A 17,408-nucleotide genomic window follows, 5' to 3' on the forward strand; every position below is an offset into this window, starting at 1 on the left:
TCGACTTGCATGTGTTAGGCCTGCCGCCAGCGTTCAATCTGAGCCATGATCAAACTCTTCAATTAAAAGTTTTTTCTGTCCTTCCCATTAAGGGAGCGGACATGCTCAATGAATTCTGAATTTATTTAACATCTTTCGATGTTGAATTGACTGTGCTGAAATAAGTAAACTTATTTCCGTTGGTCACTCACTTTCCATTAAAGGAAAAAACATTGAGACTCTAAATTTGTTTGCGTTACTACCTAAGTAGCTTCGCTGTTAGAACTCAATCTGCACGAGTGCCCACACAGATGATTGCTTTATATTGTTAAAGAACGTTTCGAGTTGCTTTCGCGTCTCGAGGGATGCGTATAATACATCCTTAATTTTTCGAGTCAACACTTAATTTTAAACTTTCTTTCGAAGACTTAAAACCGAAGTTTTACTTAACTCTCTGCTACGTTGTTCAGCGTCTTTCGTTGCTGCCCGCCGTGTCAGTGGATGCGCATTATAGGGAGATGGATTTTTTACGCAAGCACTTTTTTGCAGAAAACTACTAAAAACTTACCTTTCGCGCAAAAAACAAGCTAAAGGCAGTAAAAAACACAGTTTACTGTACAAAATACAGCCAACTTTTCTCGAGAGGATCTTAAGTATTATCGAAATTAGGTAATAAGCAAGTTTTAAAAATAAAAAAAGCGCCCTTATTTAAATGACGCTTTCTTTCATTTTCTAAATATTAATACAAGATACTGTAGAGTTTACGACGATACTTTGAAGCTAACGCATCACCATCTGGTAATGAAGCAATAATTTCTAGGTATGTTGGTTTTGCATCTGCAAAGTTTAGATCTTTCTTAAGTACATTAAACAATAACTCTAATGCTTCTTCTTTGCGCCCTGCTCCATTAAATGCATTACTTAATTCCAGCTTTATTTCTAAATCGTTCGGGTACTTTTCTACTTTTACTTGTAACGCTTTTATCTCTGGTGAGTCTGTTGCTGCCAATGCCTGCTCACATTTAGCTTTAATGTTTGTAAAATAAGCATCGCGCTCGCTTTCATCAACTGAATCTAATAAAGCTTGCGCATCATCTAATTTATGAATTTGAATACAAATATCCGCGAGCACTAATTTTACGCGCGTATGACTTGGGTCTAGCTCATACGCTTTCTTGGCATAATTAAAAGCATTGTTTAGATCTTGATTAATTAAGGCTTGTTTAGCTTGCTCAAGTAATAACTCATGTTGTGCAGGTAAATGCTTTGCAAGCGCATCACGAATTTGCTGCTCAGACTGTGCGCCTGGCAACATATCAACAGGAGCAGCATCTTTTAGCAATACTAATGTAGGCAAAGCTTGCAAGCCAATTTGTTGTGCCAATTGCGACGCCAGCGCTTGTTCCACATCACAGTCTAGTGTTGCTACTAATAAATGCTCACCATATTCACTGGCTATTTTCTCTAAAATTGCAGCTTGCTGATGACATTCTGGGTTTTGTGCAGAATAAAAACTAAGTAGCACTATTTTTTCTGAAGATGTTTCACCCAATGCTTGCTGCAGATTCTGCGGTGTAAGATTTATCATATTGTTCATGTGATCGATTGCACTATATATTCATTTAGGTTTTTATATGGTGACGAACATAACAATTACAAGCCCACTCAGTCGAGGTCATTATGAAATTATCGCGCATATGTGCTGCATTAGTACTCCTTAGTCCACTTGCTCACGCCGCATCATTGGATTTAAATCTAACGCAATCAATGCCAAATATCGAAAAGCTTTATTTAGATTTACATCAAACACCCGAATTGTCTTATCACGAAAAGCAAACAGGTCAAAAACTAGCAAAAGAACTTAAAAAGCTTGGTTTTACTGTGACTGATAATGTGGGTGGTTACGGGGTTGTAGGCCTTTATAAAAATGGTGAAGGCCCAACTATCATGATCCGCACAGATACTGACGGATTACCTATTGTTGAACAAACGGGAAAGCCTTACGCTTCTAAAGTCACTGTGAAAAATGACAGCGGTGCGACTGTTGGTGTGATGCATGGTTGTGGCCATGATATCCATATGAGCTCTTTTATTGGGACCGCAGAGCAATTAATATCTCACAAAGATCAATGGCAAGGCACGCTAATGATGGTAGCACAGCCCGCTGAAGAAGTTGGTGGCGGTGCAAAAGCCATGCTAAAAGAAGGACTTTTCTCTCAATATCCGACCCCAGATCATGTCATTGCGCTGCATGTTAGTGCGAGCGTCCCTGCGGGGAAAGTGAGTATGAAAAATGAATATACCATGGCCAGTGTTGACTCTGTAGATATCACTGTAAAAGGTAAAGGGGGCCATGGTGCTTACCCACATACAACAATTGACCCCGTTGTTATCGCTTCGCGCATTGTTTTAGCATTACAAACAATAACCAGTCGCGAGCTTTCTCCATTAGAACCCTCGGTCATTACTGTTGGCTCTATTCATGGTGGTTCTAAACATAATGTCATTTCTGATGAAGTAAAACTGCAATTAACACTTCGCAGCTATAATCCCGAAGTACGTTTGCAGCAAATTGCGGCGATTAAACGAATTAGTAAAGGTATTGCACTGAGTGCTGGCTTGGATGAAAGCTTAATCCCAGAGGTATACGTTCATGAAGATGAGTCTATTCCATCGACTTATAATAATCCCGCACAAACAAATGTTGTACGTAATGCGATTTCCAGTGCACTTGGTGAAGAAAATGTACTTGATGCAGATGCAGTAATGGCAGGTGAAGATTTTGGTTTGTATGGCCGTACAGAGCACCATGTCCCTATCACGCTATTTTGGTTAGGGGGTGTCGAACCTAACCAGTACAATGATGCAATAAAATCGGGTAGCACTTTACCTTCACTGCACTCCAGTAAATTTGCGCCAGATTATAAAAAAGCCCTACCCACAGGAATAACTGCGATGAGCAACGCCGCTGTCGCATTATTCAATCAATAACTGTTTTAAGGCTAAGCTGGCTTAGCCTTAGATTTTGCTTTTCTTTTAAAACGCCGCTTAGGTGGCGTTTTTGGTAGTTGCGCGAATACCTGGCTATCGCAGTGTTTGGCTTGTTCAACAAGTTGCTGCAATTCATCAAGTAGCGGTGTTAAAAATTGCTGATAACTCATTTGCTGTTCAGCAATGTTACTCAAAGAAGCTTCCCACTTCGCTGTTAAATCAGGACTCGCTAACGCAAGAGGTAAGGCACTTATAAGCGCTTGCCCTGTTTCTGTAGCAATAATACTTTTACCTTGGCGTTTTAGAAAACGTCGTTTAAAGAGTAACTCAATAATGCCCGCTCGCGTGGCCTCTGTTCCAAGTCCATCAGTTTCTTTCAGTATTTTTTTGATTTCTGAATCTTTTACATAACGACTAATGCCCGTCATAGCACTTAATAGAGTGGCGTCTGTGAAATGCGCGGGCGGTGACGTCATTTTGTCAACGAGCTGAGCTTCGTAACAATGCAGTTGCTGGCCTTTTTCTAATGGAGGAAGTGTTTGTTCGTCTTTTAATTCTGTTTTACCCATTAATGCTTTAAAGCCCAGACTAACATCTTGCTTAGCTGTTGTTTTAAAAAGCCCGCCCGCAATCATCACACTCACTTTGGTTTCATTAAAAATATAATCTGGATAAAACTGAGCTAAATATTGACGACAAATAAGTCTATAAACCTTTTGCTCATCGGCATTTAAGGCTGCAGTACGTAATTGTTTAACTGTTGGCACTATCGCATGATGCGCAGCGACCTTGCTATCATTAAAACATTTACTTCGCTTACTGCTATCAGCTTTATTGCATGCTTCATTAGGTTGTCCATTATTATGCGCAATTGCAGCAATAATGCCCGCAGCCTCACGGTGATGATCTTTTGGTAAGTAACGATTATCTGAACGAGGATAAGTAATTAATTTATGGCGCTCGTATAAATTTTGGCAGATATCGAGCACACTTTGTGCTGGCATCGAAAACGCTTTTGCTGCATCTATTTGTAAAGCGGATAAGTTATAAGGCAAAGGTGCTTGTTGTTTTTTTTGCTTTTGCTCAAGTTCTGATACCGTTGCTGGCTGGTCAGTTATTCGCGATACAACATTTTCTGCAAGCCCTCGGTGCAACACGCGACCTTCGTCATCTTGATACGGCTCACACGCTTTACTCGGTTGCCACTTAGCTGTAAATGTTTGCTGGTTTTGGGTTTTTAGATGGGCCAATACTTCATAAAAAGGCTTGGCTGTAAAATTAGCAATTTCATTATCACGGTTGACGACTAAACCTAAAATAGGCGTTTGCACACGGCCAACAGATAACACATTACCAAATCCAGCTTTTTGACCGGCTAATGTATAAGCACGAGTCAAATTCATGCCAAATAACCAGTCAGCGCGTGAACGAGCCAAAGCAGAGACACTTAATGGAATAAACTCGCGATTAGACCGCAAATTATTGAGTGCTTTTTTTACTGCATTTAAGTTTAAATCGCTGATTAGTAAACGTTGTATTTGCTGTTTTTTTGCTTGGCTAAGTTTAACTTGATCGATCACTTGATCGACAAGTAATTGCCCTTCGCGGTCAGGATCGCCTGCGTGTACAATCTGAGTAGCCTGTTTGATTAACTTTTTTAAAACGGTAAGTTGTTTGCGCGTTTTTGGTTTTGGCTTTAGTTGCCATTGCTCTGGCACGATAGGTAAATGTTCAAAACGCCATTTTTTAAAGCGTTCATCGTACTCATCAGGTTCCGCTTGCTCAAGTAAATGACCTATACACCATGAAACACAATCACCATTGGCAAGTTCAATAAAACCATCCTGCTTTTTTTGAGGTTTTGGCAGCGCATCTGCTATAGCGCGTGCTAAAGAAGGTTTTTCGGCAATGTAAAGTTTCATAAAGCAACACTGGATACTGTTTATATGAACAGTAGTCTAGCATAGGGTTTTTAACTTAGGAATAAGTTAAGCGTGCTTTGCTCGCCGTGTTAGTAAGTAAATCAGTGGTAAATAACACACAATAACAGTAGCAATATTAATGAGAGGCAGCAGCGTCTTATACATATATGTGCTGTACGATAAGTCCCAAAGGTGGCGATCGACTAAACGAAAGAGTTGTAAAATAGGGGCCATAATAACAACAAGTTGACCCAATACACTCTGCCACAAATAAACTTTATCTTTGATCCCTAAATACGCAATTACAGCCATCCAAGCAATATCATTGAAAGCCCACACTACATAGCGCCAGACATAAATATCATCAAAACCACGTAAATGGTCATGAATCAACGTGCCGTATAAAAAGAAGCAGGCTGTGATTAGTGCAAACCGAAAGGCAAACCAGTCTTTTTGTAGATAGAAAACGAAAATAGCTGGGCTCAACATGAATACCCAGCTATTATTTAATATTGATATGATGGAGCCAAACCAATCAGGCAAAATTACCTACCTTAATCAGTTTTATCATCATCATCACCACTACCATTACCTGGCATGTAGCAGTACTTATCTATTTTTTTCATTTGTATACTCCATTACATCTGTTAACGAAGTTTTACTGTAATGGATTTATGGTCTCACATCAATAGGGTCTGACTCGTGCGCTTTACCCTGCATTATAGAGATCTCGACACGTCGATTACGTCGGCGATCTTCATCGGTCACATTGGGAACAAGCGGCCGTGTTTCAGCATGCCCGACAACCACCATGCGCGACTTATCAAAACCTGAGGCTTTTTCCATTTCACTGGCAACCGCCACCGCTCTTTTCGAAGATAAATCCCAGTTATTGGTGTATAGCTCATTAGAAACCTGAAAATCATCGGTATGGCCAGACACCGTAATTTCACCAGGTACGTCTTTAAGTAAGGTCGCTATATCACGAATGATAGGTTTAAATTTAGGCTGTAAAAATGCGCTGCCCGATGGGAACGAGCCATTTTCACGAATACGGATAATAATTTGCTGACCAAGCGACTCAAGCTCAATCGCCCCATCCATAATCTGTTGCTCTAATTGCTGAGCAATTTTTTTCACAAGCTCATTAGTTTGCTCTTGATCAGCCGCTGAAATTGACTGCTCCATCGCTTGCTCTTGCGCTGTACTTTGCGATTCACCACCGCGCTTGTTACCTCGTTGCTCTTGGCGACCACCAGCAGAGCTTTCATCACCCGCTTGAAACTCTAACATTTGCTGAGTCATTTCAACGGTTTGTTGTTGAATCGTTTCAATCGGCGTGGGCTCAGGTTTACCTGGCGTGAACTCCATTGCAATCACCGAGGTTCCTTTGGGAATATCTTTTACTTCAATCTTATTTTGCACACCAAAAGCAAACTTCATCGAGCCTGCTATTTGCTTAAACTTAAGTACATCCATTTCAGAGAAAGCAAGTAAGAGTACAAAGAAGCACATTAATAACGACATTAAGTCAGCAAATGTGCCCATCCAAGCTGGCAGGCCAGGGGGCGGACATTTGCACTCTTGATCAGACATGCCTACTCCTCAGTATCTACTTTACGTTTAGATTCGGCTAAATAGTTTTTCAAAATCCCTTCAATTACTTTCGGGTTTTGACCATCTTGTATGCCTAAAACCGCATCCAAAATGAGGCGCTGGTTTAGTGCTTCTTCGTCTTTACGAAGCTCAAGCTTTACCTGGATTGGAATAGCAATAACATTCGCTAAAAATGCACCGTATAAGGTGGTAAGTAAGGCCACCGCCATAGCAGGACCAATCGCTTTAGGGTCATCCATGTTTGATAACATCGCAACCAACCCTATCAGCGTACCAATCATACCCATTGCCGGGGCGATATCAGCAAGCGATTTAAATAAAGTGGCACCATGTTCATGACGTGCAGATGTCAAAGAAATATCTTTTTGTAGCGTAGCCCTCACAACATCGGCATCATGACCATCAACCAGCATATCAACCCCTTTTCGCATGAACGCATTGGGGATATCAGCCTCTTCCAGCGCGAGAAAGCCACCTTTACGTGCAGAGTCAGCTAGTTCAACTGCTTTTTCAATTAACTCTTCTGGAGATTCAATTTTGAACATGAAGGCTTTAGCTGCAACCTTCCCTATCCCCAAAAACTGTCCCATGGTGAAGTTTGATAACACAATAAAAATCGAGCCACCGAATACAATGACCACCGAAGGTGTGTTGTAAAACATTGCAACTTGGCCGTCACTACTTAACACCATCGACATAGCAATTAAGCCTATGGCACCAAGAATACCTATTATGGTTGCTAAATCCACATACCCCTCCAGAGGAAAATAACACGACACCCTCAGGCATCAAATTTTTATTATTAACTGCTTATCGGCAAGCAATTGAATTACTTAAATCATTAAATGAATTAATTTTATTTTAATGTAAGATTTTTAAGCTACAAGTTTAAGCTGTATCTAAAAGCGTAAAAATAGCATATCGAAATCGCTTTATGCGTAAAAAAACACATCATTCTTTGACCTAGTTTAGCATTCCCCCTAAAATTGGCCTCACTTTCTAATAGCTATCGAGGCCACAATGGCGGCAAAGAAACCAGAAAACTTAAGCTTTGAAGAAGCGCTGGATGAATTATCTCAAATAGTTGTGCAAATGGAGCAAGGTGAACTGTCTTTAGAACAGTCACTTAAACAGTTTGAACGTGGTATTTCACTGGCAAATGCCTCATCAGGTAAATTACAGCAAGCAGAACAAAAAGTGGCCATTTTAATGGGCAACGATAGCCAAGCTCCTCTGAGCAACTTTGATTCAAACCTGGACTAATTCAGTGCAATTAAAAGAACAACTACAACGTGCTCAACACGATGTTGAAGCCATGTTAAATCGCTATTTTGATCAGCCACTTAATACCGAACAAACAATTAAAGACGCAACCCATTATGGTGTTTTAAATGGGGGGAAGCGTTTACGGCCGTACCTTGTTTACGCAACCGGTCGTATGATGGGAGCAAACAAAGCCGATTTAGATGTACTTGCAGCAGCCATTGAGTGTATCCATAGTTACTCACTTGTACACGATGATTTGCCAGCAATGGACGATGATGATTTACGCCGAGGCCGACCAACTTGCCACATTGTTTATGGCGAAGCACAGGCAATTTTAGCCGGCGATGCACTGCAAACGCTTGCATTTGATTTAATTGCTAATCATCAATTTACGGTGCCAGCGACACAACAGGTTAAAATGATAGCCTCATTAAGCAAAGCCTCAGGTATTGAAGGTATGGTTGGGGGACAAGCACTGGATATTGTCTCTACCGATCAAGTGATCAGTGTTGAGCAATTGGAACGTATCCACCAACTGAAAACCGGGGCGCTTTTAAATTGTGCAATTACACTGGGAGCTTTGTGCGCGACTCACTGTGATCAGCATACATTGCAGCAACTAAATCTATTTGGTCAAGCGATAGGTCTGGCTTTTCAGGTACAAGACGATATCCTAGACGTTGAAGCTGATACTGAAACATTAGGAAAGCCTCAAGGGTCAGATATTGCGGCTAATAAAGCAACCTACCCTGCTTTATTAGGCATGGCAGGTGCTAAACAAAAAGCGCAAGATTTACTTGCCCAAGCTCATCAGGCTCTTGAGGCAATAGATTACGACACAAATGAGTTGGCAAGCCTTGCCAGCTATATAGTTGAACGTAAATATTAGTGCCTACAAAAGAAAGACAAAATAACTAAAAAATCAGAGCCGCTATGGGCTATAATGCACTCTGGTTAGCGAAGGATGTATAAAAAACATGACACTTGATAGTAGCAAGTATCCATTATTAAGTTTGGTTGACGAACCAGCACAACTGCGTGATTTAGCGCAAGACAAATTACCTGCGTTTAGTAAAGAGTTACGTGAATACCTTTTGAACTCAGTTTCGCAAAGTAGTGGTCATTTAGCATCAGGATTAGGCACTGTTGAGTTAACTGTTGCGCTGCATTATGTCTATAACACCCCTGAAGATCGTTTAGTATGGGATGTGGGTCACCAAGCATACCCACACAAAATCTTAACGGGTCGTCGTGACCAAATGCATACGATTCGTCAAAAGGATGGCTTACACCCTTTCCCATTCCGTGAAGAAAGTAAATACGATACATTCAGTGTAGGTCACTCTAGCACCTCTATTTCTGCAGCCCTAGGCATGGCAATTGCGGCAGAAAAAGAAGGTAAAGATCGAAAAACAGTTGCCGTAATTGGTGATGGTGCCATTACTGCGGGTATGGCATTTGAAGCGATGAACCACATGGGTGATGTAAACCCAAATGTGCTGATTATCTTAAATGATAACGAAATGTCGATTTCAGAAAACGTGGGCGCATTAAACAACCACTTCGCTCGCATTTTATCAGGTAGTTTCTATACCAATATCCGAGAAGGCAGTAAAAAGCTACTTTCGGGTTTACCGCCCGTAAAAGAACTTGCCAGCCGAATGGAAGAGCACTTGAAAGGCATGGTCATTCCAGGCACTTTCTTTGAAGAGTTAGGTTTAAACTATATCGGCCCAATAGATGGCCACGACGTGAATATGTTGGTCGATACCCTGCGTAATATGCGTAACCTTAAAGGGCCGCAATTACTGCATATAAAAACGCAAAAAGGCAAAGGTTATAAACCTGCTGAAGCGGATCCTATTGGCTACCATGGGGTACCGAAATTTGACCCTAGCATGTCAAAATTGCCTAAATCAAAACCGGGCGCAGCCACATTCTCGAACGTGTTTGGTGATTGGCTTTGTGACATGGCAAAACAAGACGACAAACTCATGGCAATTACCCCTGCAATGCGAGAAGGCTCGGGCATGGTACGCTTTTCAAAAGAGTTTCCTAACCAGTACTTCGATGTTGCCATTGCAGAACAACACGCCGTGACACTCGCTGCAGGTTTTGCGTGCGAAGGCTTAAAGCCTGTCGTTGCTATTTACTCTAGTTTCTTACAACGTGCCTATGACCAACTAATTCATGATGTTGCACTGCAAAACCTCCCTGTTTTATTTGCCATTGACCGTGCAGGTATTGTTGGCGCCGACGGTGAAACACACCAAGGAGCTTACGATTTAAGCTTTATGCGCTGTATACCAAACATGATCATCATGGCACCGAGTGACACCAATGAATGCCGCCAAATGCTTTATACTGGCTATCAATGTAATCAACCAGTTGCGGTACGTTATCCGCGCGGTAGCGCTGGCCATTGTGAAGTGCAAGCACAGATGCATGCAATTGAACTTGGTAAAGCCCGTACAATAAAACAAGGAAACAAGGTGGCCATATTATCATTTGGAACCTTGTTAGATAATGCACAGCTTGCCGCAGAAGCATTAAATGCAACTCTGCTTGATATGCGCTTTATTAAGCCACTCGATACACAGGCAATTAGCGACTTACTAAGCGAGCACGATGTGATTGTCACTCTCGAGGACAACGCGATTGCTGGCGGTGCAGGTTCTGCAGTTAATGAATACCTTGCTACCATTAAAGCCAATGCATCTATCTTGAATTTGGGTATCCCTGATGAGTTTATAAAGCACGGTACGCAGGAAGAAATGCATGCCGAAATGGGCCTAGATGCAAACGGTATTTTAGCTAGTATTAAAGCCTTTATTGCTTAACTTACACAATCAGTTCAAATAAAAAGGAGCATAATGCTCCTTTTTTAATTTTAAAATCAATAATATAAAAACAAATACTAAAAAAGTTATTTTTTCCTGCATCCAATCTTCCCCCTTCCCCGTTTACTCAATGAGGTTAACTCGTGAGCAAGGGTTATGCTTTTGAAAGCGGTTCTGAGCACTACACGTTGTCTGTTCACTTTTTGATGGATTATTAAATAAGGTATGAACAAATGAAAGCGTTTAAAAATGATGAAACAGCACTACATACTCACACAGATTCAACACTAACAAAATTTACACTTTGTGCATTAACACTAGCCGTGTTGCTCGGCGTAAGTGGATGTAGTGGTGACGACGGTAAAGACGGTGCGATGGGTGCTCAGGGTGTTGCAGGTCAAGATGGTGCTGACGGAGCCAATGGCGTTGACGGTCAAGATGGTACAAATGGCACTGATGGTTCAGACGGTATGGATGGTAACGATGGTGCACCCGGTTTTGCAGCTGCCACCTTTATTCTCGCTAATAATGGCCAAGAAAATGCGGGGACAGTCAATGTTATCAATCAAAATGCCGCTAAGCTTTCAAGTTTTAACACTGGGGCAAATGAAGGTGTCGTATTCGACAGTTTAGGTAACCTTGTACAAGCAGCCGATTCGGGCAATGGGGCAATCAGCACAGTGTGTCAGATTCTCAGCCGAGGTGATGGCGGGATGTATAACAGTGACGTTGATAGAATCATATCAGGTACAAACAGCACCTTAGTCAACCCCAAAGGCATCACTATTTCGAACAAGCACGGGCTAATTTTTGCTGCTGACTTTAATGGTATGCAAGTAACAGTGTTCGGTAAAGAAGCCGCAGGAGATGTTGCACCACTGGCCAGCACAGTGACAGACGCAAAACCGTGGGATTTAACCTACGATGAAATTAACGACCGATTATACGTTGCACTCACTAATGGTGATGTGGCCGTATATGATAACTATGTAATGGGCGGCTTTGCAGCTACACCCGCGCGGACAATTACCCCTAGCGATGAAACCGGCGCCAAAATATCAGTGAACCTTCATGGCATCTCGCTTGAATCACATACTAATAAATTAGTGCTCTCTGATGTAGGTAGTGCATCTGATGCAACCGACGGTGCACTCTTTGTTATTTCAAATGCATCACAGGCTGATGGCATGGTCACAGTTGACCGCCATATCGCAGGCCCAATGTCTATGCTTGGCAATCCGGTTGATATTAGTCTGACAGGCACTGATTTACGTGTTGCCGAAAAATCAAATGATGCCGTACTCGTGTTTAGCAATATTTTCGCTGGTGACAGCGGTGATATTGCTCCTGACTTAGTGACAGCAACCACAAAGCCTGAATCAATCACACCTACAGTCATGCACAATGGTATGCAAGATAGCTCTGACAGTGTCATGATTAACATGCCATTATTGGGCGTTGCTGTCAGTAGCAACCCAGCTGTACTAGGCGCTACAACCGGTCAAATTAGCCGCATTAATGCCCCCTTGACTGCAGAGCTTGCCAGCTATAATGCAAGTCAAACCATTGAAAGTGTCGCCTTCGACAAATCAGGGACAAGCTATGCCACGTACGATAATGCAACGACATCAATAGGCGGTCTCGTTGTCTCGAACAAAGTAGCAACCCATCGTGATGGCGACACATTTACAACCAGCCAAGACAGGCTAATCACTGGAGCAAATACAGGTATCATTTCACCTAAAGGTATCGATGTGGCCTCTGATAATGGCATGGTATTTGTGGCTGAATTTAATGCCACAACCCCTGGTATTTTAATCTTTTCGAGCTGTGCAACGGGCAATGTTAGCCCACTCATGACTTTAACAGCCAATGGCGGTGCTCGCCCATGGGATGTTGATTATGACCCTGCAACAGACAAAGCATTTGTTGCCCTGACTAATGGCACAGTTGCAGTATTTGACGAAGTGAAAAGCAAATTAATGGCAGGCATGACAACCATCACTGGAGAAGACCGTTTGATCACACCAGCATCCGGCGGTACGGCGTTTGCAGCGCCAACTAACCTTCATGGTATTGATTATGATCCTCTAAGTGATTCATTGATAGTGTCAGATGTAGGCAGTGCAGCCGATGCTACCGACGGTAAAATTTACGTGTTAAATAACGCATCAAAAGCAAGCGGCTTAACCAATGTAAGCGTCAACATTGCAGGGCCAGCTAGTCAGCTTGGTAACCCCGTTGATATTATGTATACAGGCAACCATTTATATGTCGCTGAAAAGTCGAATGGTTTGGTAATGCGCTTCGATAATATTTTAAATAGCCCAAGTGGTGATATTGCCGCGACTGTGAGTTACTCATTCACGGCACCAGAGTCAGTGGCTATTTTACCGGCTTGGCTTAACCATTAAAACTAAAAAGGGGGCTTAGGTAACAAGCGCCCTGGTTAGCCTCACAATGCCTTCTCTAGTAATAGACAAGGCATTTTTAATTACACATTGACCTAGGAACACGGAATACTATAGTGTCACCAGTTCCATATTGCTGAAAAAAGATTGTGCATGTTCTACCGCTTCCAGCACCGTTAATTACAGTATTTGTAGCCCCATCTGAACCATTAAAACCTAAAACATCTCCATTTGAATTAGTGAACATGCCTGTTTCATTCAATTCTGCTAACTTATCTAGAGTACATTCATTGTCAATTACTGAAGGTCCTGCATCATGCCCTTTTAGAGCTGAAAGAGTCATGCCTGCAACTCTCGATGCTTCATCAATAATAGTGTAACGGGCACGTGGCGCGCCATTAGAATCATGAAGGTAGATTTCATAATCAAAAACTAAACCATCTTTGAACGAACTTTCTTTTTCGCTTTGTTCAAACTCCCAAATTAGGGTAGGCTTTTTCGTTTCATCAGTGTATTGTACGGTGAAATTTACACCCATTAGGTTAACTCCAACACTAGTGGAGCTGACTCGCCCTGAATTGTTAATACGATCTAAGACGTCTGCGCTTGGAGAACTTTCTAAGTTAAACATTAGAGATAAATTCATCAACTCTTTGAGCTGATTTATTTTATTCGGCTCGACTATGATGGATAAAGCTGAATTATCTGGGCAAGATGCCGATGAAGATGTACGCGTAGCCTTTGCATTAAAAGTCATTAAATACTGAGAGTTAATTGCTTTATAATTTTGAATATTGCTTACTGCATAATTAAGCGCAGCATTGTAATCAACAACAGCTTGGTAGCCTTCAATTTGATTCTGGCTCAGTGTCATGTCTAATGCTAGGGTAGGAAAAATTGGAGCAACGTTACTGTGCCCTAATAAAAAACTATAAACAGCTTTCGTGTCAGGGTTAACTAAAACCACATTTTTCTGAACAGAGCTACAAATCATATTAGCATCGTTCATTGGACGGTTAGGGTCTTCTGGGTAACACTTCTTAGGGTTTACGTACTCATTTTTTGCTATTGTTCTAGCAATGTCTTTACTTGTACATTGCTTGCAAAAAAAAGCCTCAGATTGAATATCTGCTACACCACTAAACGAATAAAGACACAAAAGGGAAATTAAAATTACTTTCATTGTTTTCATATTTCATTCCTTTTAAATACAACTCCAACAAAATGTTATCACCACTATATATTAGTAAATCAAAAAATCATATCTAGCGCATCCAAATCTTGATGTCTGCTAGGCCATTCTCTTGTAAAACACTGAGTTGCTGATCAACATTATTGGTTTGTTCAAACTCAAATGCATCTAGCTGCTCATCAAAGGTAATATTAGCCACACCATCACCCCCGCGCTTTTTAACTTGATGCAGTGCAATATCAGCTAAATTGACAGACGTTTCCCAGCCAATTACTTGGCCGCCTAATAAAGGCAATGGATAAAACGACCAACCGATTGATGCGGTGATTGTTGTCGACTCACCATTTGGTAACCTAAATGAGTTACTCGCCACTGCTTCACATAATTCTGCAACATAATCATCTATCGCGGTGCGTTTAAAATCGCGCAGTAAGAGTAAAAACTCATCGCCGCTCCATCGAGCCACGTAGTCGGAACCTTGAGTACGGCTATTAAGCAACGTAGCCATTTGTTGTAAACAGCTGTCGCCTGCAAGCGGACCATACGCGTCATTAATACGGCTAAAATTATCAAAATTAATAATTAACAGTACCAACGATTTACCTTGTGCCTGCAATGACTGTGAATTTCGCTGAAAGTGTTCAATGTCTTTCGGTAATTGATCAAATAAGAAGCGACGACTACGAAGCCCCGTTAGCTCATCAGAGTGGCTGACTAACTTAAGCTGCGAGTTCACTTGGTTAAGTTTATCGTTAGCCTCACGAAGCTCTACGGTACGCTCAGTAACTAAACTTTCCAGCGCCAATTGCTTACGCTTCTCTTGCGCTCTAAACACCCAGAATACAAGATAAAACAATAGAATAAAGCTGCTGGTGATCAGCAACCTAAAGTAAATAGTCTCATCAAAGCGGCGCGGTACAATAAATGAATACTCTGTTCGGCGTGCTTTTTTCCAATCTTCACCCCGGCGTTTTGCTTCAAGTTGAAATAAGAAAGAACCTGGGGGTAAGTTAGTATAAATAGCTTCACGTCGCGTATTCGCGTATCGCCAATCATTGTCTAATCCGCTTAATCGATAACGAAATTCAATACTCGAAGGCGCATAGTAATCAATCGCTGTGTACTTAATCGTTATGTCACGCTCATCTATTTGCAGCTCAGGTTTGTTACCTAATGTTGCGGTGCTCAAATGGCGCAATGGAGTAACAATATTTTCAATGCGTGGCTTTAATGCTTTCACTCCAAAAAGCTCTACACTTTTCGGAATCTCAACAACACCTTGCAAGCTTGGGTACCAAATTGAATTTCCTGTATCTGCAACCGCATCATGGCCAAGCCCCGCACAACATTGACTCGCTTTACCATCGAGTTGACGATCAAACGATGAGATAACCTGCTCCACTTTCAAGCTTTCAATATCAGTACCAAACTGTTCAACCGGCATACGGTATACGCCTTTCATGGTACTAACCCAAATACGCTTCAACTGCTTGTCATACACTAGACTAAAAATAGAGCCATAAGGTAAACCATCGGTGGCATCAAGCTGCCGCCACTGCCCTTTTGTACTGCGATAAAATAAGCCGTCATTTAATGAGCCTATTAAAATGCCAACCCCTTCAATGTTTAAAATACTGGTGACGTAGGCACTTTCTAAGCTTGTTTGGTCGCCTATTTTTTCAATACCGCGGTCGGTAAAGTAGTAAGCTCCTTTACTGGTTCCGATAAGACCAAAGTTCTGTTCATCAAGTACATAAGTAATAAATTTACTACCAAGGAACGCGTTATAGGCAAATGGAGTAAGCCCCCCGTAACTTAAACGATACATACCGCGCCCAGTCCCTAACCAAAATCCTCCTTTATTGGAGCGACTAATAGCAAACACTGGGTTGTCTCGTAATGCACGGCCGGGCACCGTATATAAACTTTGGTTCTCGTAATAAAAAACGCCACGACCTGTTGCGATATAAAGGCGATCACCATCAAACTGCAAATCGTGCACAGCGGCACGACCAAATTGATTACTAGGGATTTTGTTAACAAAGTTTTTATTGTAATCGAAATAGCCAACACCACTTCGGTTAGCAACCCACAGCTTGCCGTCGGGGGCTTGGCTTATCGCCATTACCGCCTCGGTCATGTTAGAAATTGCTGAGTGGCGCTCAATACGCCCTTCATGTGCAAGCCATAAACCTTCACTAAAGCTTGCTAACCAAATATTATTTTGGTTATCGCGGAAGATATCTGCAAACCAAATACTTTGATCAAGTTGGCTCGGCTCTACCCATTGCCAGTCACCCGAGTTATCACGGAACAAGAGTCGCCCATAGGTTGAGATCCACAATGCCCCATCGGAGTCACTCATGAATTTATACACCGCCGAGTTACTCGCATTAGGCAAAGGAAATGGGCGTAGTTCATCGTCTAAATCAAGAAAGTAAGCACCCAGCTCAGAAGCAAGATACAAGTTACCTTCAAGCCAAGCCATATCATGGATAATCGTTTGTGCTAAACGCTCGGGAAGTGAGACTTTTGCGGTTAACTCTAAGCGCAGTTTCGCAAAATCAGATGAGGTATTGGTTAAGCGCAGTAAGTGACGTTCATTTACCAGCCAAATTCCTTCAGGAGAGAGCGCCATTTGACTGACAGAACCCACAATTTGCGTGATTGCGGTCGCGTTAGACACCGGAACACTTAACGCTGAGTTCTGTTGCAGTGCTACCTGGTTACGAGCGACATAATAAAGACCATTCGCAGCAATCCAAATACTGCCCTTTGAGTCTTCTAAAATGTCCCGCACGGGGCCTTTCACATTGAAAGTTTGCGACATCATGGTTTCGGGGTCGAGTGTGACTAACCCATTTTTGGTGCCAACCCACAGCAAACCATCACTATCAACTAATAGCTTGTTGATACCATTGCTTGGTAAAAAATCGCTATTTTGTGTATTAAAGTTAGTAAATGTATTACCGTCAAAACGACTAAGACCAAACTGGGTGCCTAGCCACATATAACCCTGTTCGTCTTGCGCAATGCTTTTTAATGATTGTGATGGCAAGCCATTTTGGATATTCCATTGTTTGACAACGTACTCAGTGATAGATGCAAACACCGACGTGCTACAAAACATCAACAAACAAACCACTAGAAATCGCATCATACCTTTGCCACCAAGAAAACCTTAATTCAT

The 17,408-nt window shown here is 41.8% G+C and carries 12 protein-coding genes and 1 rRNA gene; 5 read left to right on the forward strand and 8 right to left on the reverse strand.

Annotated elements, in window-relative coordinates; genetic code table 11:
- Together BM378_RS07225 and BM378_RS07230 are read right to left on the reverse strand one after the other, a co-directional pair.
- A 16S ribosomal RNA gene (locus BM378_RS07225) occupies window positions 1–65 on the reverse strand; the annotation flags it as partial.
- Window positions 66–718: 653 nt separating this feature from the next.
- Window positions 719–1,576, reverse strand: coding sequence for a tetratricopeptide repeat protein (locus BM378_RS07230; RefSeq protein WP_074988897.1), 858 nt, complete (start codon window positions 1,574–1,576; stop codon window positions 719–721).
- An 83-nt stretch (window positions 1,577–1,659) separates the two neighbouring features.
- Here BM378_RS07230 and BM378_RS07235 point away from each other — a divergent pair, with 83 nt between their 5' ends.
- Window positions 1,660–2,970: a M20 metallopeptidase family protein gene (locus tag BM378_RS07235; protein WP_074988898.1), complete on the forward strand. Its 1,311-nt coding sequence runs from the start codon at window positions 1,660–1,662 to the stop codon at window positions 2,968–2,970.
- Between the two features lie 11 nt (window positions 2,971–2,981).
- Here the strand turns inward: BM378_RS07235 and BM378_RS07240 are convergent, their stop codons facing one another.
- The 4 genes from BM378_RS07240 to pomA all read right to left on the reverse strand — a co-directional run bounded on the left by BM378_RS07240 (window position 2,982) and on the right by pomA (window position 7,258).
- Window positions 2,982–4,892 (reverse strand): DNA topoisomerase III, encoded by a 1,911-nt coding sequence (locus BM378_RS07240; RefSeq protein ID WP_074988899.1) that lies wholly within the window; start codon window positions 4,890–4,892, stop codon window positions 2,982–2,984.
- A gap of 66 nt (window positions 4,893–4,958) precedes the next feature.
- Window positions 4,959–5,435, reverse strand: coding sequence for a hypothetical protein (locus BM378_RS07245; RefSeq protein WP_036966353.1), 477 nt, complete (start codon window positions 5,433–5,435; stop codon window positions 4,959–4,961).
- A gap of 129 nt (window positions 5,436–5,564) precedes the next feature.
- Window positions 5,565–6,488 carry a flagellar motor protein MotB gene (locus tag BM378_RS07250; RefSeq protein ID WP_036966350.1) on the reverse strand — a complete coding sequence of 308 codons (924 nt, stop codon included), beginning with the start codon at window positions 6,486–6,488 and terminating at the stop codon, window positions 5,565–5,567.
- 2 nt (window positions 6,489–6,490) lie between these two features.
- On the reverse strand, window positions 6,491–7,258 hold the full coding sequence (gene pomA / locus BM378_RS07255) for a flagellar motor protein PomA (protein ID WP_036966347.1): 768 nt from the start codon (window positions 7,256–7,258) through the stop codon (window positions 6,491–6,493).
- A 271-nt stretch (window positions 7,259–7,529) separates the two neighbouring features.
- On the opposite strand from pomA, the gene xseB reads away from it, so the two are divergent.
- From xseB to BM378_RS07275, 4 genes are all read left to right on the forward strand, one after another.
- Window positions 7,530–7,772, forward strand: a complete 243-nt coding sequence (gene xseB, locus BM378_RS07260) for an exodeoxyribonuclease VII small subunit (protein ID WP_074988900.1) — start codon at window positions 7,530–7,532, stop codon at window positions 7,770–7,772.
- A 4-nt stretch (window positions 7,773–7,776) separates the two neighbouring features.
- Complete coding sequence (gene ispA, locus BM378_RS07265) at window positions 7,777–8,664, forward strand: (2E,6E)-farnesyl diphosphate synthase (RefSeq protein ID WP_036966342.1); 888 nt, start codon at window positions 7,777–7,779, stop codon at window positions 8,662–8,664.
- Between the two features lie 88 nt (window positions 8,665–8,752).
- Window positions 8,753–10,615 carry a 1-deoxy-D-xylulose-5-phosphate synthase gene (gene dxs, locus BM378_RS07270; RefSeq protein ID WP_065979736.1) on the forward strand — a complete coding sequence of 621 codons (1,863 nt, stop codon included), beginning with the start codon at window positions 8,753–8,755 and terminating at the stop codon, window positions 10,613–10,615.
- A gap of 233 nt (window positions 10,616–10,848) precedes the next feature.
- Window positions 10,849–13,029: a hypothetical protein gene (locus BM378_RS07275; protein ID WP_074988901.1), complete on the forward strand. Its 2,181-nt coding sequence runs from the start codon at window positions 10,849–10,851 to the stop codon at window positions 13,027–13,029.
- Window positions 13,030–13,105: 76 nt separating this feature from the next.
- Here the strand turns inward: BM378_RS07275 and BM378_RS07280 are convergent, their stop codons facing one another.
- Both BM378_RS07280 and BM378_RS07285 read right to left on the reverse strand, forming a co-directional pair.
- Entirely contained in the window at window positions 13,106–14,218 is a 1,113-nt protein-coding gene (locus tag BM378_RS07280) for a hypothetical protein (RefSeq protein ID WP_036966338.1), read from the reverse strand.
- 73 nt (window positions 14,219–14,291) lie between these two features.
- A complete protein-coding gene (locus BM378_RS07285; protein ID WP_065979734.1) occupies window positions 14,292–17,378 on the reverse strand; it encodes a ligand-binding sensor domain-containing diguanylate cyclase in 3,087 nt (1,028 codons plus the stop codon).
- Window positions 17,379–17,408: the final 30 nt, after the last annotated feature.

Origin of the sequence: Pseudoalteromonas lipolytica (genome assembly GCF_900116435.1) — a bacterium.
In the GTDB taxonomy this organism is placed as follows: Bacteria; Pseudomonadota; Gammaproteobacteria; order Enterobacterales; family Alteromonadaceae; genus Pseudoalteromonas; species Pseudoalteromonas lipolytica.

Coding starts and splice junctions, on each gene's coding strand:
- xseB (WP_074988900.1), top strand. CDS start 7,530: ATGGCGGCAAAGAAACCAGAAAACTTAAGCTTTGAAGAAGCGCTGGAT.
- BM378_RS07250 (WP_036966350.1), bottom strand. CDS start 6,488: ATGTCTGATCAAGAGTGCAAATGTCCGCCCCCTGGCCTGCCAGCTTGG.
- dxs (WP_065979736.1), top strand. CDS start 8,753: ATGACACTTGATAGTAGCAAGTATCCATTATTAAGTTTGGTTGACGAA.
- BM378_RS07280 (WP_036966338.1), bottom strand. CDS start 14,218: ATGAAAACAATGAAAGTAATTTTAATTTCCCTTTTGTGTCTTTATTCG.
- BM378_RS07235 (WP_074988898.1), top strand. CDS start 1,660: ATGAAATTATCGCGCATATGTGCTGCATTAGTACTCCTTAGTCCACTT.
- BM378_RS07240 (WP_074988899.1), bottom strand. CDS start 4,892: ATGAAACTTTACATTGCCGAAAAACCTTCTTTAGCACGCGCTATAGCA.
- BM378_RS07275 (WP_074988901.1), top strand. CDS start 10,849: ATGAAAGCGTTTAAAAATGATGAAACAGCACTACATACTCACACAGAT.
- BM378_RS07285 (WP_065979734.1), bottom strand. CDS start 17,378: ATGATGCGATTTCTAGTGGTTTGTTTGTTGATGTTTTGTAGCACGTCG.
- BM378_RS07230 (WP_074988897.1), bottom strand. CDS start 1,576: ATGAACAATATGATAAATCTTACACCGCAGAATCTGCAGCAAGCATTG.